General features: G+C 41.1%; 21 protein-coding genes. All 21 read right to left on the bottom strand.

Annotation, left to right across the window (positions count from 1 at the left end; all coding sequences use genetic code 11):
* Nucleotides 1-38 precede the first annotated feature (38 nt).
* The 21 genes from P6709_RS00960 to sucD all read right to left on the bottom strand — a co-directional run bounded on the left by P6709_RS00960 (nt 39) and on the right by sucD (nt 20,843).
* Complete coding sequence (locus P6709_RS00960; RefSeq protein ID WP_278239008.1) at nt 39-1,259, bottom strand: flagellar hook protein FlgE; 1,221 nt, start codon at nt 1,257-1,259, stop codon at nt 39-41.
* A 70-nt stretch (nt 1,260-1,329) separates the two neighbouring features.
* Entirely contained in the window at nt 1,330-1,710 is a 381-nt protein-coding gene (locus P6709_RS00955; protein WP_278239007.1) for a TIGR02530 family flagellar biosynthesis protein, read from the bottom strand.
* Between the two features lie 13 nt (nt 1,711-1,723).
* Nucleotides 1,724-2,356: a flagellar hook assembly protein FlgD gene (gene flgD / locus P6709_RS00950; protein WP_278239006.1), complete on the bottom strand. Its 633-nt coding sequence runs from the start codon at nt 2,354-2,356 to the stop codon at nt 1,724-1,726.
* A 4-nt stretch (nt 2,357-2,360) separates the two neighbouring features.
* A complete protein-coding gene (locus tag P6709_RS00945; RefSeq protein WP_278239005.1) occupies nt 2,361-3,623 on the bottom strand; it encodes a flagellar hook-length control protein FliK in 1,263 nt (420 codons plus the stop codon).
* A 32-nt stretch (nt 3,624-3,655) separates the two neighbouring features.
* Nucleotides 3,656-4,255 carry a MotE family protein gene (locus P6709_RS00940; RefSeq protein ID WP_278239004.1) on the bottom strand — a complete coding sequence of 200 codons (600 nt, stop codon included), beginning with the start codon at nt 4,253-4,255 and terminating at the stop codon, nt 3,656-3,658.
* 5 nt (nt 4,256-4,260) lie between these two features.
* Nucleotides 4,261-4,707, bottom strand: a complete 447-nt coding sequence (fliJ, locus tag P6709_RS00935; protein ID WP_278239003.1) for a flagellar export protein FliJ — start codon at nt 4,705-4,707, stop codon at nt 4,261-4,263.
* A gap of 3 nt (nt 4,708-4,710) precedes the next feature.
* Nucleotides 4,711-6,039 carry a flagellar protein export ATPase FliI gene (fliI, locus tag P6709_RS00930; protein ID WP_278239002.1) on the bottom strand — a complete coding sequence of 443 codons (1,329 nt, stop codon included), beginning with the start codon at nt 6,037-6,039 and terminating at the stop codon, nt 4,711-4,713.
* Entirely contained in the window at nt 6,036-6,803 is a 768-nt protein-coding gene (gene fliH / locus P6709_RS00925; RefSeq protein WP_278239781.1) for a flagellar assembly protein FliH, read from the bottom strand. Before fliH ends, fliI begins: the two co-directional genes overlap by 4 nt.
* A 1-nt stretch (nt 6,804) precedes the next feature.
* A complete protein-coding gene (fliG, locus tag P6709_RS00920; protein ID WP_278239001.1) occupies nt 6,805-7,818 on the bottom strand; it encodes a flagellar motor switch protein FliG in 1,014 nt (337 codons plus the stop codon).
* Between the two features lie 13 nt (nt 7,819-7,831).
* Nucleotides 7,832-9,436, bottom strand: coding sequence for a flagellar basal-body MS-ring/collar protein FliF (gene fliF / locus P6709_RS00915; RefSeq protein ID WP_278239000.1), 1,605 nt, complete (start codon nt 9,434-9,436; stop codon nt 7,832-7,834).
* 53 nt (nt 9,437-9,489) lie between these two features.
* The gene (gene fliE / locus P6709_RS00910) at nt 9,490-9,774 is read right to left on the bottom strand and encodes a flagellar hook-basal body complex protein FliE (RefSeq protein ID WP_278239780.1); all 285 of its coding nucleotides are present in this window, start codon (nt 9,772-9,774) and stop codon (nt 9,490-9,492) included.
* Between the two features lie 45 nt (nt 9,775-9,819).
* Nucleotides 9,820-10,269, bottom strand: coding sequence for a flagellar basal body rod protein FlgC (gene flgC, locus P6709_RS00905; protein ID WP_278238999.1), 450 nt, complete (start codon nt 10,267-10,269; stop codon nt 9,820-9,822).
* 3 nt (nt 10,270-10,272) lie between these two features.
* Nucleotides 10,273-10,665, bottom strand: a complete 393-nt coding sequence (gene flgB, locus P6709_RS00900) for a flagellar basal body rod protein FlgB (RefSeq protein ID WP_278238998.1) — start codon at nt 10,663-10,665, stop codon at nt 10,273-10,275.
* A gap of 723 nt (nt 10,666-11,388) precedes the next feature.
* Entirely contained in the window at nt 11,389-12,168 is a 780-nt protein-coding gene (gene codY, locus P6709_RS00895; RefSeq protein WP_278238997.1) for a GTP-sensing pleiotropic transcriptional regulator CodY, read from the bottom strand.
* A 75-nt stretch (nt 12,169-12,243) separates the two neighbouring features.
* Nucleotides 12,244-13,659 (bottom strand): HslU--HslV peptidase ATPase subunit, encoded by a 1,416-nt coding sequence (gene hslU / locus P6709_RS00890; RefSeq protein WP_278238996.1) that lies wholly within the window; start codon nt 13,657-13,659, stop codon nt 12,244-12,246.
* Between the two features lie 12 nt (nt 13,660-13,671).
* Nucleotides 13,672-14,214, bottom strand: coding sequence for an ATP-dependent protease subunit HslV (hslV, locus tag P6709_RS00885; RefSeq protein ID WP_278238995.1), 543 nt, complete (start codon nt 14,212-14,214; stop codon nt 13,672-13,674).
* Between the two features lie 34 nt (nt 14,215-14,248).
* Entirely contained in the window at nt 14,249-15,148 is a 900-nt protein-coding gene (gene xerC / locus P6709_RS00880) for a tyrosine recombinase XerC (RefSeq protein WP_278238994.1), read from the bottom strand.
* A 61-nt stretch (nt 15,149-15,209) separates the two neighbouring features.
* Nucleotides 15,210-16,520 carry an FADH(2)-oxidizing methylenetetrahydrofolate--tRNA-(uracil(54)-C(5))-methyltransferase TrmFO gene (gene trmFO / locus P6709_RS00875; protein ID WP_278238993.1) on the bottom strand — a complete coding sequence of 437 codons (1,311 nt, stop codon included), beginning with the start codon at nt 16,518-16,520 and terminating at the stop codon, nt 15,210-15,212.
* Nucleotides 16,521-16,615: 95 nt separating this feature from the next.
* Nucleotides 16,616-18,697: a type I DNA topoisomerase gene (topA, locus tag P6709_RS00870; RefSeq protein ID WP_278238992.1), complete on the bottom strand. Its 2,082-nt coding sequence runs from the start codon at nt 18,695-18,697 to the stop codon at nt 16,616-16,618.
* Between the two features lie 257 nt (nt 18,698-18,954).
* Nucleotides 18,955-19,824 carry a DNA-processing protein DprA gene (dprA, locus tag P6709_RS00865; RefSeq protein WP_278238991.1) on the bottom strand — a complete coding sequence of 290 codons (870 nt, stop codon included), beginning with the start codon at nt 19,822-19,824 and terminating at the stop codon, nt 18,955-18,957.
* A gap of 116 nt (nt 19,825-19,940) precedes the next feature.
* Complete coding sequence (gene sucD / locus P6709_RS00860) at nt 19,941-20,843, bottom strand: succinate--CoA ligase subunit alpha (RefSeq protein ID WP_278238990.1); 903 nt, start codon at nt 20,841-20,843, stop codon at nt 19,941-19,943.
* Nucleotides 20,844-20,851: the final 8 nt, after the last annotated feature.

The following is a 20,851-nucleotide window of genomic DNA, read 5'->3' as shown; positions in this document are numbered from 1 at the left end:
AGAATCCCTTCCTCAGCCCTCTCACCTCCTAGTGCCCATTATCTTTTCAGATTTACAAGCTCCTCTAAAATCTGATCAGACGTAGTAATAATTCTGGTGTTCGCCTGAAAGCCTCTTTGCGCTGAAATCATTTCGGTGAATTCTTCTGACAGGTCCACGTTGGACATTTCAAGCGTACCTGATGAAATGGTGCTTCCTACTGTTTCTACATCTCCAATATTGGCAACGCCTGAGTTAACAGATTCCTGAAACAAATTATTTCCTACTTTTACAAGACCGGATGGATTATTGAAGTTTGCGAGGCTCAGTTCAGCCATCGGTGTTACGACACCATTTGAATAGACGCCGCTGATCAGACCCGCATTACTGACGCTGAAGCTTTCTAGAGATCCTGATAGATTTCCATTTGCCAGAACCTGTGTAGTAATTTCTCCAGGATTGTTTGTAAGCCCTTCAATCACAGGAGGAGCAGCTAAAGCAAAATCCACTGCTTCAGGCGGTGTTCCTCTTTCTACACGGAGATTCTGAGGCGCAGTTTCCCATTCCGGGATTCCTTGCGCATTAAATTGAATGACTCCAGTGGTTTCTTTAATATCTGATTCCATGGAATTGTTTCTGAATGCAACATTCCATCTGTCAGTATTAGGTGCATTTGCAGGAGTCATTTCAACTTCAAGCACATGCTCAAGCCCCTGATCATCGACCACCTTCATTTGCTGGGAGAAGCTGAAATCCGGGTCAGCTACATTATTAGGAAGGTTTCCAGATAAAGATATTTCATTAGTGGTTTGTGCAGGTAGTACCGCGCCACTGTTGATGCTGATATCACTCAGCACGCCATCTTGAAATTGCTGCACCCGGTAGCCATCGCCTGTCACCATGGTTCCGCTTTGATCAAGGTAAAAGTTTCCTCCGCGTGTAAACAGATTTTGTCCGCCGGGCCCCTGAACAACAAAGAATCCGTCGCCGTTTACAGCAAGGTCGAGTGCTCTCCCGGTTGATTGAAGGGAGGCCTGCGTCTGTACGCTGTCAATTGTTGCGGTTACTGAGCCAAGTCCGACTTGAAGTGAGTTTTTACCCCCTCGTCCGTCTCCTGCTCCAGAAGCTCCCTGAATCGTTTGATTCATCGCTTCCTGAAAAGTTACACGGCCTTTTTTAAACCCATAGGTATTAACGTTTGCTATATTGTTACCAATTACATCGAGCTTGGTTTGAAAGTTTTTAAGTCCGGCAATACCTGAATACATTGAACGTATCATGATTTTCTCCCTTCGATTAAAAACTGCATCTATCAGTCAGCAGCTTTTTTAGGCTCCTTATCAGGTCCGCCTAGTCATTTAATATAATAGTTCCGTCAATATCGGTGAAAATATGTTCTTTGATATCCTGTGCTCCCATTGCTGTGATAACTGTCCCATTTTTGATGCTCACAATCAGTGCGGCTTGATCCAGTAAAACTAAAGAGTCTTTTATTCCTTTAGATTTAGCCTCAGTCACCTTTTCTTCGACTTTCTTCCACTGAGAATCTGTGATGGTGATCCTTCTTTCTGAGAGTCTGTCATTCGCATGTTTACTAATCTTAAGACTGTTAGTCTGTGTAATCGCACCATTAAGTTCCTCAGAAAAGCTCTTGCCGTTTGAGTTGACTGGTTTTTTATCTTTAACGGTTATCGGTGGCAATGGAATAGGATTAAATCGTATCTTTTCCATCAGCAACAAATCCTTATTGGCTTATTTGAGTGAGTTGGTCAGCCTTTATTTTTTTTTCGTTCTCTGTGTGCAGCCAAATAGCTCCATCTTTAACGGACACAGATAAAACCTTGCTTGCCGCTTCTTTTTCATTTTCATCAATCCACGTTACATTTTTCCCAATGAACATGCTTGCCTGTTGGAGAGTGTTGTTCTCGCCAGCTTGTTTCACTTCTGAAATATTCCCCGGATTTAATAGGGTTCCGTCTGTCAGCTCAAATTCAACTGCTCCCCCTTTAAATCGAACCGTTTCAACTGTCCCTCTGCCTGTTGTAGAAATCTGCTCATCATTTTCTTCAGTGAGTTTGTCCCATTTTACTTCTTTTCCTACAAATTCATTGTATTGAATCAGCTGAGTCTGCTCCTGCATTGAAGCAAATTTCTCAAATGATTCACTCATGTTTGTCATTTGTTCCAGGGTTGAAAAACTGGCCATCTGAGCAATGAATTCCTTGTCCTCCATAGGCTGTGTTGGATCCTGATTGGAGAGCTGGGCAATCAGCAGTTTTAAAAACTGGTCCTTTCCCATGGAATCCTGTTTTGTTTCCGTGGTCTTTTGATTCAGTGAAGATAAAAATAAATCTTTATTAACTGAATTTACGTTCAATATTTTACACCTCGATATTCATAAAAATTTGATGAAAGTCCTGCTTATCTTCTCCATCATCCTCTTCACTCTCAGAGTTCTGCTTGTGATCAGAACCTGGGTGCTGTTTTGAAGAGCTGTCTGTTTCACGGTCGGTACGCTGATCACTCTGTGTAAGGATAATTTCAATTTTGTCTATTTGAATATTTTGATTCGTTAATGCCTGTCTCAGCTGCTGTATTTGCGAGTCCATCATATCCTTAGCCAGATTGGTAGAGGTCATGACCCTCGCAGCAAGTACACCGGACTTTTGAATTAATTCAATTCTAAGTGTGCCTAAATGTTCCGGTTGAAGACGGATTAATAGTTTTTCTGTTCCGTTTGTTTTACCGAACTTTGCTTTGTCCATAACTTCAGCAAATTGTTTTATTAAGGATTCCGCCGGCTGGGACGCTTTAATTTCGAGTGGAGCATTCCATTTAGCAAGTCCTGATTCAGTCTGAAGCTGCTGAATAGATACTGCTGATGCTTCCGGTTTTTCGGCTATATCTGCAGGATCACTCTGCTGCATTTGGACTTTATTCGAGATTGTACTGGCTGCGAAGGCAATTGCTGCTCCATATTCCACTTTGCTGACAGGTATCTTTATCTCTCTCTTTTCAGATTGCAGGGTTCTTAGCATCCCCTCAATCTTTTCTAATGTCTGAAAGAGTTCATCAGCTATCGGACTCGCAGCTGCCGGGCTGTCTGACTGCTTCGCAGCATGCGTCAGCTGTTTAATTGCATGCAGCATCTGAGCAGATGAAGGATCTGGCACTTTCAGCTGAATACTTTTTTCTAGCTTTTCTAGTTGATTTTGCAAGAAAAAAAGTGATTCCGCAGAACTTGCTTTTCCTTTAGGAAGAGCAGTTTCTTTTAATAGTTCATTCAGTTTCTGCTCATTGCCGTTAAAGAAATGCAGAAGAGCGTCTTTTAATGGGAGATCCATCCATTCCTCAGGGGAAAGTGTGGTTTTATTAACGATTAAAGATCCATCTTCTGTAACTGGCTTTCCATTTTCAAAGACCGGCTCTTGCTGCTGAATGATTGAAAATAGCTCCTGTAATAAAAATTCATTATTTTCTCCTGCGGTTTCGTTCCGATTATTCATATGAAGATCAGGACTCTGACCGGCCGGAGAAGATAACAGAGCGAGAATCGATCCAAACCCGCTCGAAGCAGATAAAGCTTTCTCTGGCTGCTTGTTTTCTTCACTTAATGAAATTTTCATCAGCGGATTAATCATCATGCGTTTAGTTCACCCCCTTTCAGGGTAAAATTTTATGGTGAGTCGATGCCCAGCAGGCCTGCATACTTTGCAGCTTCTTCAGGAGGCATTTCTTCAAAGATTGAAGCCACTGCATCTGCAGGCAGCTGAGAAAGAATGACGACAGCTTCCCCTTCATCCATGTTCAGCAAAACAGGAGCTGCGGTTTTTCCCTTCATTTCTTCAAAAACAGAAACCATCTCATTGCTTTCACTTTGTTTAGCTCCCTGTTCACTGCGAAGACTTTCCATTTCCTGAAGTAGTACATCCTGCTCTTCAGCAAGTTTTTCATTTTCACTGGTTTGTGTTTCCAGCTTGTTTTCAAGTTCAGCAATACTTCCTTCTTTTTCTTTTAATTGAGATTCCAAGGAAGCTATCTGTTGGCTATCTTCAATAGTACCGCTCTCCTGTTCAGCCTTTTTATCAGTCAGGAAAGGGATTTCAATACCCGCTTCCTCCGCTTCTTTAATCGGATTTATGTCCAGTAAGGTTAATACGATTACACTTGCAAAGACCAGAAATACTGCCGGTACTAAAAAAATTAACAGGAAAACCTGAAATTTACCCGGCGATTTTGCTTCTTCTGAATCTTTCTTCCCTGCTTTTTTACTCACTTGCATCACCTGCTTCTTTGCTTCATGAACTGAATCATCGAAAGCTCATTCATAAGTTGATTATCCAGTTCACTTTGTTTAGCCATGAAGAGCTGCCGATCTTTGTCTTTTATTTTTTCATATTTACGAACTTCGATATTTCGATCTGCTACACGCTGCTCGTGCCATTGCATGGTCGATCTGGCTTCCACCACAAGCTTCTGCTGATAACGAATGCTTTTTTCAATATTCGTCAGAAATTGCTGGCCGTGCCGCAAAGACTGAACAGCAATCCCGTTTTGAATTTTACTTGTTTGATCTTCTATCATTCTTTCTTTCTTCTTAAGCAAAAGATAGAGCTGCTGAGCAACCCCTTCAAAGGATTCAACCGATTCACGATAACGGTCTTCTGCTTCCTTTTTTTCTCTCTCTCTTACAGTTAGAACACGGTCGAAGCGAAACTGATGCACCACTTACTACCACTCACCTTTTTGGGATAGATTAACCAGTTGTTTTACGCTGGTGCTGAATTCAACTTTTTCATCATAGGCCTGCTTTAAAAGTTTTTTTATGGAAGGAATGGCTTGAATAGCATCGTCTATTTCTTTTGACGATCCTTTCTTGTATGCGCCTATATTGATTAAATCTTCCGCTTCCTCATAGGTGCTCATTAAATGCCTTATTTGTTCAGCTGCAAGTAAATGAGGTTTATCTGCCAAATGATTCATCAGCCTGCTCACACTTTTTAAAACATTAATAGCAGGATACTGACCCCGGTTTGCTATTGCCCTGTCCAGCACAATATGTCCATCTAAAATTCCTCTGACCGTATCCGAAATGGGTTCATTCAAATCATCACCATCTACCAATACGGTATAAAAAGCAGTAATACTTCCATATTCATTCGTTCCCGTACGTTCCAGGAGCTTTGGCAGCAAACCAAATACAGATGGCGTGTATCCTTTGGTTGCAGGAGGTTCTCCAATTGCAAGACCGATTTCTCTCTGAGCCATAGCCACTCTTGTCACAGAGTCCATCATCAGCATAACGTTTAAGCCTTTATCACGAAAAAACTCTGCAATGGCTGTAGCTGTAAAAGCTCCCTTTATTCTCATGAGGGCGGGCTGATCACTGGTCGCAGCTACAATAATGCTTTTTTTAGCTCCTTCAGGTCCAAGATCCCGTTCAATAAACTCTCTTACTTCACGTCCGCGCTCACCTATTAGCGCAATGATATTAATATCAGCTTCTGTGTTCCTGGCTACCATTCCAAGAAGTGTGCTTTTTCCAACACCGCTTCCTGCAAAAATACCGATTCTCTGCCCTTTTCCAACAGTGAGCATCCCGTCAATTGCCCTTACCCCCACCTGCATTACTTCATCAATCGGAGGTCTTGTTAAAGGATTAGGCGGATCTTTTTCAGTTGTGACGGTCTTCATTCCGTAGGGCAGCGGACTGTGATCAATAGGGTGGCCCATCGGATCAATTACCTTCCCTATAAGTGCATCTCCAACTTTAATTTCAAGGGGGCGTCCAGTTGCCTCTACTATGCTTCCGGGTGCGATGTCATGCACATGCGTAAAAGGCATCAGCACAACAATCCCTTCCCTGAAACCCACTACCTCAGCTTTTATTTTAATTTTTTTTCTTTTACTGCTCGATTGCACGTGGATGTAGCATACCTCTCCGATTGAGCTCTCAGGTCCTTGTGATTCAATCATTAACCCAATAACCTGTTTTACTTTTCCATAATGTCGTAAAGTTGGAATAGAGGCGACGTGTTGGATCAGATCTCCAGCTTTCATAACTCTTCCTCACTCAGTAGCTGGGATAATTTAAGCTTTAATTGAGTCAGCTGTGAATCAATACTTAAATCAATTCTGCCCTGGGTTGTTTCTATAAAGCACTGATTTGGTTCAAGCTCATCTTCTGGATAAATGGATAATTGAACGTCAATTGGAAATACGGCAATTAATTCTTCTCGATTTTTATGAAGCAAAGCATATTGAGGCACCGCCGTATAAATCTTCACTTCTTTCATTTCCCTGACTTCTTTTATAGCTTTTTTAACAATTTGGAGAAATCGTTCTGGCTCTTGCTCAAGCGTCTGAGCTAAAATTTTCTCCGCAGTCCCAATAGCCAATTGCAGGATAACTTGTTCATTCCGTTCTGCCTGCTCATGAAGTGCTTCTTTTGCGGAAGAGACGATTTCCTTCGCTTCTTCAAGAGAGTGAAAAAGGTCTGTGTACCCTTTTTCCCTGCCTTCCTCATACCCCTGTCCAAAAGCTTTTTCATAAGCTTCCTGCTGAATGGATCTTTTTTCTTCTTCCCAGTTGTTTTTTTCATTCATTACATCTGTGAGAAGTGAATCTGCTTTCTGTTTAGCATTGCTTTTAAGATCAAATGCGTATTGTTTGGCTTTTTCCACAATTCTGACCGATTCCAATTGAGCCTGCTCCACTGTCCAGGCAAGTGTATTCTGCTGGTCTGAATTTCCATTAATGACCGGTCTAAAAGGAATGGCTCTGGCGTTATCGGAAGACGAATGGACAATTTGCGACTTGATCACTCTAGACAATAACGTCATCTCCTCCACCGCGTGCTACGATAATCTCTCCTGCTTCTTCAAGACGTCTTATAATGGCAACAATTCTTGATTGAGCTTCTTCTACATCACGAAGTCTGACAGGTCCCATGAACTCCATTTCTTCTTTGAAGTTCTCAGCCATCCGCTGTGACATATTTTTAAACAATACTTCTTTAACCTCATCTGTTGAAACTTTCATAGAAAGTAGAAGATCCTCATTTTCACAATCACGAATGACCCTCTGAATAGAACGGTTATCAAGCGTGACAATGTCTTCGAAAACAAACATTCGTTTCTTAATTTCTTCTGCCAGTTCAGGGTCCTGGATCTCGAGAGAATCCAGAATAGTCTTTTCAGTTGCTCGATCTACGCCATTCAGCACCTCAACCACAGATTCTATACCGCCGGTTTCTGTATGATCCTGCTGAACAGTTGATGAAAGCTTTCTTTCGAGCACTGATTCAATTTCACTTATAATTTCCGGGCTGGTGCTGTCCATCACAGCAATTCTTTTTGCAATATCAGCCTGGACATCCTGAGGAAGAGCTGACAGAATCTGCCCTGCCTGCTGAGGGTTCAGATAAGACAGGATCAGCGCGATCGTCTGAGGATGTTCATTTTGAATAAAATTGAATATCTGCATAGGATCAGCTCTTTTAGCAAAATCAAACGGTCTTACCTGAAGCGAAGATGTCAGACGGTTTATGACTGCGTTTGCCTGATCAGGTCCCAGTGCTTTTTCCAAAATTGTTTTTGCATAGCCAATTCCGCCTTGCGAAATATAATCCTGAGCTAATGCGATATTATGGAATTCTTCAAGCACCTCGTCCTTTGCTTCTGATTCCACTTTTTTTACTCCGGAGATCTCCAGTGTCAGCCTTTCAATTTCTTCCTCATTTAAATGTTTATAAACAGATGATGCGACATCAGGTCCAAGAGAAATAAGCAAAATTGCAGCTTTCTGTTTTCCTGATAATCCTTTTTCTTTTCTGGCCATAAACGGCTCACTCCTAATCCTCAGCGATCCAGGACCTTAACAGTTTTGCAAAGTCTTCTGGCTTTTCCCGCGCCATTTTTTCTAGTTGTTTACGCCGGAGCGTACCTTCTGTTTCTTTTTCATTATTCACATCAGGCACGTCCAGTTTCTCTTTTTGTTCAACAATAATTTCTTCTTCAGCTTCTTCGGCTGCTTCTGATTTTCTTCTCGCTCTGATCATCGCGATAACCAGAATTCCTATAACCAGGATCAACAGCCCTGCAACAAGATACCCCCACCATGGAATGACTGGCGTGTTAACCGGCTCTTCGGCTGTCATTATGCCGTTAAATGGTTGTACAGAAACCAGAACTTTTTCTGCTATATCCGCATCTGTTAGGTCCGCTGAGAATTCATTGTCTATAGAAGTTCTTATAATGGTCTCAAGCATTGTTTCAATGTCGTCTACCCTTTCCTGAGGCAGGGAGGCGGGATCATCCGGATCGGGCGGTTCTACCATAACCTGAAAACCAATATCTCTGACTTTATAAGGGCTTTCAACAATATTTCGGCGAATGCGGTTTACTTCGTTATTTATCGTTTCTTCCACTCTTTCAAAGTCCCCGCTGCCGTTCGCTCCTTCTACAAAACCGGTTAGATTATCCCCGGGATCTCCGCCTTCTGTAACCCCGCCAGCTTCCCCGGCAGTGCCTTCAAAGGTTTCAGAAATTCTTTGTGCGCTGATTTCAATTCCTTCCATATTTTCTTCATCGACCGGCGTCACCAAATTTTCTTCCCGGTTTTCCTGATCAAAATCAATATCAGTGGAAATGGAAACCACTACTTTGTTCTGACCCATTAATGTGCCGAGCATCATCTGAACCTGACGTTGCAAATCGCGTTCGATCGTTTGTTTAATTGACATCTGATCCGACACATTTACGCCTGCAAAAGAAGAGTCTGAATTTTTTTGATCATAATACTCAAAAAACTGGTTCATGATGACGATATTTTCAGTAGGAAGACTTGGAACACTTTTTGATACAAGCAGGTACAATGAATTAATTTGCCCTTCATCAAATTGATAACCCGGTTTTGTGTTCAATACAATTGATGCTGATGCCGATTCAGCTGTATCATCCAAAAATACACCTTTTTCAGGCATCGTGATCATTACCTGAGCGTTTTGAACTCCTTCAATCCCCTTCATTAACTCAGCAAGCTCCGTTTGCATCGCATCTAGCTTCAAAACATTAAATTCGTTATCGGTCATGCCGAAACCCGCGTTTTCACTGAAAAATGAATAATCGATGTTCCCGCTTTGAGGGATCCCCTCCGCAGCGAGTTCAACCATTAAGGTTTCCACCTGTTCTTCGGGCACTAAGATTGCCGTACCGCCTTCAGTAATTTCAGATGGAATACCTCTTCCATCCAAATTTTCCTTGATCATGCCAGTCTCTGATGGCGTCAGGTTGCTGTATAGGGGTACGAGAACATTTCTTGCAGATAGTAATGAAATAATAAGGATGGAGATAATTAAAATTGCAGCGATTACAGCCCCTATAATTAATTGTTTCTTGGGCCGATCAGCAAAAAATGCTTTCGTTTTCATTGTCATTTGTTGAAATGATTCGTTCATCACAATCCTCCGGTCTTTCGGTTAAATGCAAAGCCATAAGAATTGAGGCACTCCTAAACAGGCATTCTCATAATTTCTTGATAAGCTTCAACCGCTTTGTTTCGAACTTGCATTGTCAGAGATAATGAAATGGATGCTTTTTGTGAAGCAATCATCACATCATGCAATTCTACTTTCTCTCCTTTAATTAATTTATTTGTCATATCGTCGCTGTTAATTTGCGCATTGTTTACTTCATTAATGGAATCTTTCAGCATACCCGCAAAGTTTTGCTGGGCGTCATATGGTGAGATTCTTTGTGTGGTCCTTGGCTGGGAAATTGGAGAAATGGTCTCCATCCCTGCTGGAGAAATTGATTGAAGAGGCAATTTATTCATCCTTTCTTATGATTTGCCTATTTGCAAGGCTCTCATCATCATAGCTTTATTGGCATTAAACACCGTAACATTTCCTTCATAAGAGCGTGTAGCCGACATTAAATCAACCATTTCACGTAGCGGATCAACATTCGACATTTCCACATACCCTTCTTCATCAGCGTCAGGGTGTTCAGGGTCATACAGGAGCTCTCCCTGTGAATTGTCTTCTCTAATAGCAGATACTGTTACTCCATTGCCTGGGGAGCTTTCTGTTCCCATAGCTTTAGAGAGGTGGGAAGAAAATCCTCCGCTCTTTGGTTCAAGCATTACCGTCTTTCTTTTATATGGCTGCCATTCCCCGTTCTCAAAAGTTGCCCGTGTCGTGTCCACATTTGCCATATTGGATGAGATAACATCCATCCGAAGCCGTTGTGCTGTAAGAGCTGAAGCCGTGATATTCATGGATTGAAACATTGATTACTGACCTCCTCTGATTACAGTATTCAGGCTGCCAAATTTCCCGCTGATTCTCTCAATTAACGCATCATGATAGATTTGGTTTGTTGCAAGGTCTGCCATTTCTTTGTCCATGTCGACACCGTTCCCGTTTTGTCTATAAGAGTAATTCCTTAATTGAATATTTACAGATCCTTTCGACGGTACAAGATCGAAATGGCGGGGATCGTCTGTTTTACTTTTCGAAGATGACAAATTTATTTCATTTTGTAACATCGTTTTAAAATTCACGTCTTTAGACTTATAACCTGGGGTATCAACATTTGCGACGTTTTCTGCAATGACTTTTTGCTTAACAGATGAGTAAGCTAGTCCATGTTCTAATTGGTTGATTGTTCCTGAAAATAAATTCAACTTTTACCCTCATTTCCTATTATGACAAAGATCGACGGAATATCTTACAACATAATTAAACACTTATACATCATTTTACTGATTAGTGATCTGTCCGTCTATAGAATATGGGAAAGTAATTATAGTCTAAAAGAACCAATTTTTAAAAAAGTTACTTTTAGGCTAGTTTAGATTCAATATCGTTGTTTTATTAAAAAATCATTGAAATATTCCTTTGATCATAGGTTATTTTGTTATTTACGACATATTATCGTAATTTTTTTGCCAGAAATAACCTTACCATATGCTTCCCAGGGATTCCATATACTCTAATGAATCTTCACAAATTTATTACAATCACGTTAACTAGTTTTAAAGGATTGTTTTTTACGTATACCAAATACCTTTTAAAAATTATTGTTTTTGTTTTAAGTGGGACAGGAACACCTGTTTAACATAAATACTCTACTCAAACGCGAGTACATATAGTTTTATCTCAGGTCAGGTCGAAAACAGAAGCTGGGAAATTACTATTTAGTAAATGAGGCAGTGTGTTTCATTAGCGTGAGGTGAAAGGGATGAGGTGAAAGCTGAGGCTTGGGTGTGGCTACACTACTTTTCTATCCTTCTTTTCCTAAAGAGGACGCTTTAAAAGCAGAAAAGCGGCCAAAGAACCTGAGACGTATTTGCCCGCGTATATGAAAAAAACTTAGCCGCATAGCAGCTAAGTTAATTAAAATTTTTTTAGTTATTTTTAATATTATCAAGCTCAAGAAGGAATTTATCGTTTAGAACTTTAATATACGTTCCTTTCATACCTAGAGAACGTGATTCAATTACTCCAGCACTTTCCAGCTTGCGCAGTGCATTTACAATGACGGATCTTGTAATACCGACACGATCCGCTATTTTAGAAGCGACCAATAAGCCTTCGTTGCCATCTAGTTCTTCAAAAATATGCTCAATTGCTTCAAGTTCACTGTAAGACAGGGAACTGATCGCCATTTGAACAACAGCTTTACTCCGCGCTTCAACTTCAATTTCGTCCGCTTTTTCACGAAGAATTTCCATACCAACTACAGTTGCGCCGTATTCACCCAGGATTAAATCATCGTCTTCAAACGCCTGTTCTACACGGGCAAGAATTAATGTACCCAGTCTTTCTCCTCCGCCTATAAATGGCACGATCGTTGTCAAACCATTTTGAAAAAGATCTTTGTTTTCGACTGGAAATGCCGTATATTCACTGTTCACGTCAAGATTTGGGGAAGTTTCTGTTATATTGAATAAGTTTTTCGTGTACTCTTCCGGAAATTGACGGTCTTCAAGCATTTGTTTCATACGCTCATTTTCAATTTGCTGATTGATTGCAAATCCGAGTAATTTTCCTTTTCTGCTTAAAATAAACACATTTGCTTCAATTACGTCTGATAATGTTTCTGCCATCTCTTTAAAATTAACAGGTTTACCTGCCGATTTTTGCAGCATAGCATTAATCTGTCTTGTTTTGCCTAGTAAATTCATTTGTATCAATTCCTCCTGTATTCTAATAAATCAAATAATTATTCTCATCTTTCCCTAATAGGGTTAATTCAAACCCTACAAAATAAACTGGCTTAGGTCTTTATCCTTTGCAATCGTATCAAGTTTATCATCGACATACCCTGGAGTGATTGTAACAGTACCGATAGAAATATCCGACGCTTCAAAAGATAAATCTTCCAGAAGCTTCTCCATAATGGTGTGAAGACGTCTCGCGCCAATATTATCTGTATCCTGGTTAACCTGATAAGCGATCTCCGCCAGCCTTACTGTAGCTTCATGTGTAAATTCAACTTCTATGCCTTCAGTTGCGAGCAATGCAACGTATTGTTTAATAAGAGCATGATCAGGTTCTACAAGTATGCGGACAAAATCCTCTACTGTCAGCTTTTGTAATTCTACACGAATTGGAAAGCGCCCCTGTAGTTCAGGGATAAGATCAGAAGGCTTTGCCGTATGAAAAGCGCCTGCCGCAATAAATAATACGTGGTCTGTTTTCACTGGACCGTATTTTGTATTGACTGTGGACCCTTCGACTATCGGAAGAATATCTCTCTGCACACCTTCTCTCGATACATCTGCAGAGCTTGTACCTGATGATTTAGAAGCAATTTTATCAATTTCATCAACAAAAATAATCCCCATCTGCTCAGCCCGGTACAACGCATCCTGCGTAACTTCGTCCATATCAATCAATTTTGCCGCTTCATCGTGCGTCAGAACTTTTCTGGCATCTCTTACTTTTAATTTTCGCTTTTTCTTTTTCTTAGGCATTAAATTGCTTAGAGCATCCTGCATATTCATGCCCATCTGCTCCATGCCTGACCCTTGAAGCATATCAAACATTGAAGACATTTGCTGTTCATCCACTTCAATGGTGACTGTTTCTTCTTCAAGTTCACCAGCCTTTAACTGGCGTGCTATCTCTTTTCGGCGGTCTTTTATAGTTGATTCTTCTTCTTTTTGTTCATCTGCTGATTCGTTAGCCCCATCCCCATTTCCGCCAAACATCATTTCAAATGGATTTTTAAAGGATTGCGACTTTTTAGCAGATGGTACAAGCAATTTTACTAAACGCTGGTTTGCCTGCTCTTCAGCTTTTCCCTGAACAGAAACAATTTTTTCTTCTTTTACAATCCGTACGGAGGTTTCCATAAGATCACGAACCATCGATTCTACATCACGCCCGACATATCCTACTTCTGTAAACTTTGTCGCTTCAATTTTAATAAAAGGCGCACCGACCAGCTTTGCGATCCGCCTCGCGATTTCTGTTTTCCCTACACCAGTCGGACCCATCATCAGAATGTTTTTAGGGATAATTTCCTCACGCAGTGAATCGTCAAGCAGATTTCTTCTGTATCGGTTTCTTAAAGCTACTGCCACAGCACGCTTTGCATCTTTTTGCCCTACAATATACTGGTCAAGTCGTTCCACTATTTGTTTTGGAGTCAATTCAGTTTTTTTTGTCATCATATCGCTCCTTTACAATTCTTCAACAACAATATTTGTATTTGTATACACGCAAATATCCGCTGCGACATGCAGTGCAGCATCGGCTATCTCCTTCGCAGTCAAATGATCGCCTGCGTGGAGTTTAAGCGCTCTTCCTGCCGATAGTGCATAATTGCCTCCGGAGCCAATTGCAAGCACGCCATCATCAGGTTCAATCACTTCTCCTGTACCTGATACCAGCAGCAGTCCTTCTTGATCCATCACAATCAGCATTGCTTCCAATCTTCTGAGAACTTTATCACTTCTCCATTGTTTGGCAACTTCCACCGCTGCTCTTTGGAGGTTCCCGTTGTATTCCTGCAGCTTTCCTTCAAACATCTCAAACAATGTAAATGCATCTGCTACTGAACCTGCAAACCCGGCAATCACCTGGCCATTAAATAGCTTCCTTACTTTTCTTGCAGTGTGCTTCATCACGACTGCATTTCCAAAAGTCACCTGACCATCACCTGCCATTGCAGACTGTCCCTTATGCTGAACAGCAAAAATCGTTGTCGCATGAAATTGGTCCATTATCGTCGGCCTCCTAATCATCGCTTATATGTAATCAAGCCCGTGGATGAAATGATTGATACGTTTTTCTTAAGTGTTCTTTTGTAACATGAGTATAAAGCTGGGTTGATGAAAGATGGGCATGCCCCAAAAGTTCCTGAACTGTTCTAAGATCTGCACCGTTATTCAGTAAATGAGTTGCAAAGGTATGTCTCAGCATATGAGGGTGAATGGACGCTGTGAGCGTCGTTTTATTCATCAGCGCCGTGAGAACGTAGCGTATCCCCCTGGCTGTTAAAGGAGCTCCCCGGTGATTAATAAACAGGGAAGAAGATGTGCCATTATTTAATAATTGGGATCTGCCTTCTTCAATATAGCGTTTAATCGCATTTCCGGCAAAATCACCAAAAGGCACATACCGCTCTTTTCTGCCCTTCCCTTTTACAAGGAGGGTCCCCATCGTTAAATCCAAATCCTGCAGGAGAATTGATGTGCATTCACTTACCCGTATTCCTGTAGCATACAGCAGTTCAAGAATCGCTTTGTTTCTTAAATCCAGCGGTTTCTCCCCGTCACAGGCTGAAAAAAGCTGCTCCATTTCATTTTCATAAAAAAAATGAGGCAGCCTCCCCTCTTTTTTGGGGTGCAGTACATAGGACATTGGGTTAATTTTCTGTTTTTCTTCGCGCTGCAGATAAGAGAAAAAACTGCGCAGACTTGATATTTTTCTGGATACAGACGCTCTTGAGTACTTTTCCTTGTGCAGCTGCATTAGAAAAAGCTTGGAATGAATTTCGTCCACTTCTTCCAGTGCATCCACACCTTCTTTTGCAAGAAAGAGAAAAAAGCTGTCTAAATCGTGAATATAGTGTTCAATTGTTAGAGAAGAATAATTTTTTTCAGTTTGTAAATACTGAATAAATTGCTGTTTGGGTTCCAAAAATGCAGAATTCAATTAGATCACCTCGCAAAAGCCTCTAAATTCTAACACGAATCAGAGGCAGTAGCAATAAATTTTACACTTTTTTCACAAAGTTCTGAATTGTTTCTAATGCTCGTTCAGCATGCTTTTCAGCACGTTCTTTCTTGCTTTTTACCTTTTCTTCCAAATCAGGAAACAGTCCGAAATTAGCATTCATCGGCTGAAAGTTCTTCGTATTCGCCTGCGTAATATAGCGCGCCATGCTTCCCATTGCAGTTTGTGCCGGAAACAAGACCGGTTCTTCCCCCAATGCAAGTTTAGCTGCGTTAATGCCTGCGATTAAACCGCTGGCAGCGGATTCAACATATCCTTCCACACCGGTCATCTGACCCGCAAAAAACAGATCTTTGCGCTCTTTAAATTGGTAAGTGGACTCAAGAACCTTCGGAGAATTTATGAAAGTATTGCGATGCATAACTCCGTACCTTACAATTTCTGCATTTTCCAAACCCGGAATTAACCGAATTACTTCCTTCTGAGGGCCCCATTTTAAATGTGTCTGAAAACCAACAATATTATATAAAGTGCCTGCTGCATCGTCCTGTCTTAATTGAACGACAGCGTAAGGTCTTTTCCCTGTTTTTGGATCCTCAAGGCCTACAGGTTTCATTGGTCCGAATAATAGTGTTTTCCGGCCTCTTTCTGCCATCACTTCCACCGGCATACAGCCTTCAAAATAGATTTCTTTTTCAAACTCTTTAAGTGGCACTACTTCTGCTGCGATAAGTGCATCGTAGAATCTATTGAATTCTTCTTCAGTCATCGGGCAGTTTAAGTAAGCTGCCTCCCCTTTATCATACCTCGATTTTAAATACACCTTGTCCATATCAATGCTGTCTTTTTCAAGGATTGGTGCAGCTGCATCGTAAAAATACAGATATTCTTCTCCAGTCAGCGCCTTCAGTTGCCCTGCGAGACCTTCAGTTGTAAGCGGGCCCGTTGCAATTATAGTGATTCCTTGAGGTATCTCTGTAATTTCCTCTGAAAAGACTTTAACATTAGGATGCTCTTTTACCTTTGATGTAACATGACTGGCAAATTCATGCCTGTCTACAGCGAGAGCTCCGCCTGCAGGAACTGCACATGCATCGGCTGATCCGATAATAACGGAATTAAAAGCTCTCATTTCCTCTTTCAGCACCCCTACGGCATTTGTCAGGTTGTTTGCTCTCAAAGAGTTGCTGCATACGAGTTCAGCGAATTTATCTGTATGGTGAGCCGCGGTTTGTCTTACAGGCCTCATCTCATATAAATTCACCTGAATACCGCGCTCTGCGATCTGCCAGGCTGCTTCACTTCCTGCAAGTCCTGCGCCGACTACGTTTACTGCTGTTGCTGCTGTCATTTACTACGTCCTCCCTATTGGTTATCCAGTTATCATTATTCTACCATAAGAATGAAACAAGAGCCTGACAGCCGAAGCCGTCAAGACCCTTTTTCTTATTGCTGGTGTTCTTCCTTGTAGTCGCAATTTGAACACTGTATTTGGTTGCCTTTTTTCAGTTTTTTCTCAATCAGCATTTCATTGCATTTTGGACAGGACCGGTCGATCGGCTTATCCCACGATAAAAATTCGCAGGATGGATAACGGTCGCAGCCATAAAATATTCTTTTCTTCTTGCTTTTGCGTTCAATGACATTTCCTTCTTTACAGACCGGACATTTTACACCGATTTCTTTAACGATTGGTTTTGTGTTGCGGCAATCAGGGAAATTGCTGCACGCCATAAATTTTCCATAACGGCCCATCTTAATAACCATTGGGTTATTGCATTCTTCACAATCTTCCCCTGCATACTCATCTTTTATTTCAATTTTCTCCATCTCTTTTTCAGCTTTATCAAGATGAACTTCAAAATCCTTGTAAAAATCGTCTATAATTTTAACCCAGCGAATCTGGCCGTCTTCTACGCTGTCCAGATCTTTCTCCATTTTTGCTGTAAACTCAACGTCAATGATTTCAGGGAAAAACTCAACAATTAATTCAAGTACGATTTCTCCAAGTTCTGTCGGAATAAATCGTTTGTTATCAAGCGAAACATATCCGCGTTTTTGAATCGTATCCAGAGTCGGGGCATAGGTTGAAGGCCTTCCTATTCCCAATTCTTCAAGCATTTTAACAAGTCTTGCTTCAGTGTAGCGGGGTGGAGGCTGTGTAAAATGCTGTTTCGGGTCGATGTTTTCAGACTTGGCTGTTTCCCCTTCTTTTAAATCTGGAAGAAAATTTTCTTTTTCATCGCTTTGGTCGTCATTTCCTTCAATATAAACTTTCATAAAACCGGGAAACTTAACTTTTGAGCCGGTGGCGCGAAATTGAACTTCTCCATTCATTAAGTCCACACTCATTGTATCCATTACAGCAGAAGCCATTTGGCTTGCTATAAAACGTTCCCAGATTAGTCTGTACAGTCTGTGCTGGTCTCTGCTTAAAAATGGTTTAACAGATGAAGGTGTGCGCATCGCGCTTGTAGGACGGATCGCTTCATGCGCATCCTGAGTTTTGCCCGATTTGGCTTTTTCCTTCTGCGGCGACTGCTGTACAAATTTTTCGCCATATTCAGATTGAATGACTTCAATCGCCTCCTGCTTTGCAACATCAGAAATTCGCACGGAATCTGTTCTCATGTAGGTAATTAAACCGACAGTACCTTCTTTTTTCCCTAATTCTATTCCTTCATAAAGCTGCTGAGCAAGCATCATCGTTTTTCTGGCGCGGAAATTAAGCTTCCGGGCGGCTTCCTGCTGCAATGAAGATGTGATAAAGGAAGGAGAGGGATTTCGCTTGCGCTCTTTTTTTGTCACGTTGGATATTGAAAAATCCTCTTCTTTTATCTGATCGATAATCTGCTTAACGTCTTCTTCTGTTTCAAGCTTTTTTTTCTTCCCGTTTAATCCGTAAAAGCTGGCCTGAAATGTTTCTTTACCTTTAGTAAAGGCAGCATCAATGGTCCAGTATTCTTCCGGTTGGAAATTTTTGATTTCGTTCTCTCTGTCTATAATTAGCCGGACAGCAACGGACTGCACTCTTCCTGCACTCAGGCCTTTTTTAACCTTTTTCCAAAGGATCGGGCTGATGTTATAACCAACCAGACGGTCAAGAATACGTCGTGCCTGCTGAGCATCCACACGGTCCATATCTATTTTCCTTGGATGCTTAAATGACTCTTTTATTGCATCTTTCGTTATTTCATTGAAGACCACACGGCACTCTGAGTCCAGGTCCAGATCCAGACTGTGTGCCAAATGCCAGGCAATTGCTTCACCTTCGCGATCCGGATCGGCTGCGAGATAAACTTTTTTTGCTTTCTTGGCTGCGCTTTTCAATTCTTTTAAAACGGGTCCTTTTCCTCGTATCGTTATATATTTGGGCTCAAAGCTGTCTTTAACATCCACGCCCATCTGACTTTTTGGCAAGTCTCTCACATGCCCCATAGATGCGCGCACCTTATATTTCTTTCCTAAATACCGCTCGATTGTTTTTGCTTTAGCGGGTGATTCCACAATTACTAAAAAATCTGCCATTCATAATCCTCCCCAGAGGTTTTCTCTTCATTATTATTTATGTGTAACTATATGTGCTGTACTCATTTTTTGTCAATATAATTCGATTTTCAATCTCATTTCTGAATCTTTAGCAAAGCCTGTAATAACCTACCTGTAACCGTTTTCTCCAGAAATAATCTGCACCACTTTCTTCTTATGTGAAAGAAAGCGTCTGAAGCACAATGTAAACTAAATTTTTTTAAAAAGCAACTATTTTCATACAATTGAACAGGAAATTACGTTATTTGCCACCCGTTTAAAATATCTGCCGCTTCCGTGACAGGTGCAGCTCCCTGTTTAATCAAGTGATTTGTTCCAATTGATAATTCATGAAAAATAGGACCTGGTACAGCAAAAACATCTCTGCCTTCTTCCAGTGCTCTGTCAACCGTGATTAATGAACCGCTTTTCAATGCAGCTTGTGTAACTAATATACCTTTTGAGAGTCCTGAAATGATTCTGTTTCTCATTGGAAAAAAATGCTTTTGAGGTTTGAGGTAAGGAGGATACTCAGTGATAAGGAGCTGCTTGGAGATCATTTGAGAGTATAAAAACATATGTGAAGGAGGATAAATGTGATCAAAACCACATCCTAAGACGCCAATTGAGTGACCTTCAAGACTGAGCGTATGAGCAGCACCGTCAGCACCCAAGGCCATTCCGCTTATAATACAAAAATTTCGGTCAATGAGCGGCGGGAGAATCTTTTTCAAGCAGAGGTGAGTATAGCTGTCTGCTTTCCTTGATCCTACTATCCCAATTGTTTCGGTTAATGTTAATTTTTCTGCGTTCCCTTTAAGATACAACACAGCTGGAGGATCATATATTTCTTTTAATCGTTCAGGATAGTCATCATCCAGAATGGTTAAGATCTTTAGGTTTTTTTCCATACATAATTGATGTTCGTCAAAAATGATTTGTTTTGATAAATAGGACTGAAAGCTGTTTTTTTGTTTTGGAGTCAGGTTTAAGGATAGGGGGTAAGAGTGCAAATTATCCGTTTTTAAAGAAATAAGGGAGTCTTCTCTAAGCCATTTTAAAAGCTGGCGGTTTGAGAGGATGTGGCTGTAGTGAAGATAAATGAGTCTGCTTCTTGTGAGATTCACCAATATTCCTCCATGCTCTATTTATTTTAAACTGATCCATAAACAAATAGCCCCTGATGAGAGACAGGGACTATTTGATTTGTCATGGATTATGGACTGCTATTTAACTGATTCGATCAGTGGGTTTTACACTGATCAAACAAATTCTGTTCTTTTAAGACATTAATTAATGTTTCTCCCATTACAGAAGGAGTAGCAGCAACTTGAATGCCGCATTCATTCATTACTTTAATTTTTTCTTCTGCTGTGCCTTTACCGCCGGAAATAATCGCGCCGGCATGACCCATCCGTTTGCCTGGAGGTGCAGTTGCTCCACCAATGAAACCGACAACCGGTTTTTTCATATTCGCTTTAACCCATTCAGCAGCTTCTTCTTCAGCTGTACCGCCGATTTCACCGATCATGATGACAGCATATGTATCATCGTCCTGATTAAAGGCTTCAAGAGCGTCAATAAAGTTTGTGCCGTTGACAGGGTCTCCGCCGATTCCTACAGCTGTTGATTGACCAATTCCAGCTTGTGAAAGCTGATGAACTGCTTCATAAGTCAGTGTTCCAGATCGTGAAACAACCCCGACATGTCCCTTGGTATGGATGTATCCAGGCATAATTCCGATCTTACATTCGTCAGGCGTAATAACACCAGGACAGTTAGGACCGACTAAACGGGTCTTTTTCCCTTCCATATACCTTTTCACTTTTACCATGTCAATGACCGGTATATGTTCAGTAATGCAAATTGCCATATCAAGTTCAGCGTCAACTGCTTCTAAAATCGCATCCGCAGCAAAAGGAGCGGGTACGTAGATTACTGAAACGTTGGCGCCTGTTGCTTTAACAGCTGCTTCAACTGTATCAAATACCGGTACACCTTCTGCTTCTGTACCGCCTTTTCCCGGCGTTACACCTGCAACAATTTTCGTGCCGTACTCAAGCATCTGCTTGGTGTGGAAAAGGGCAGTTGAACCCGTGATTCCTTGAACTAAGACTTTTGTATTCTTATCAATAAAAACACTCATTTATGCTC

This window comes from Jeotgalibacillus sp. ET6 (assembly GCF_029667115.1).
In the GTDB taxonomy this organism is placed as follows: Bacteria; Bacillota; Bacilli; order Bacillales; family Jeotgalibacillaceae; genus Jeotgalibacillus.
The sequence above is the reverse complement of the archived record's forward strand: the minus strand, read 5'-3'. Positions and strand labels throughout refer to the sequence as shown.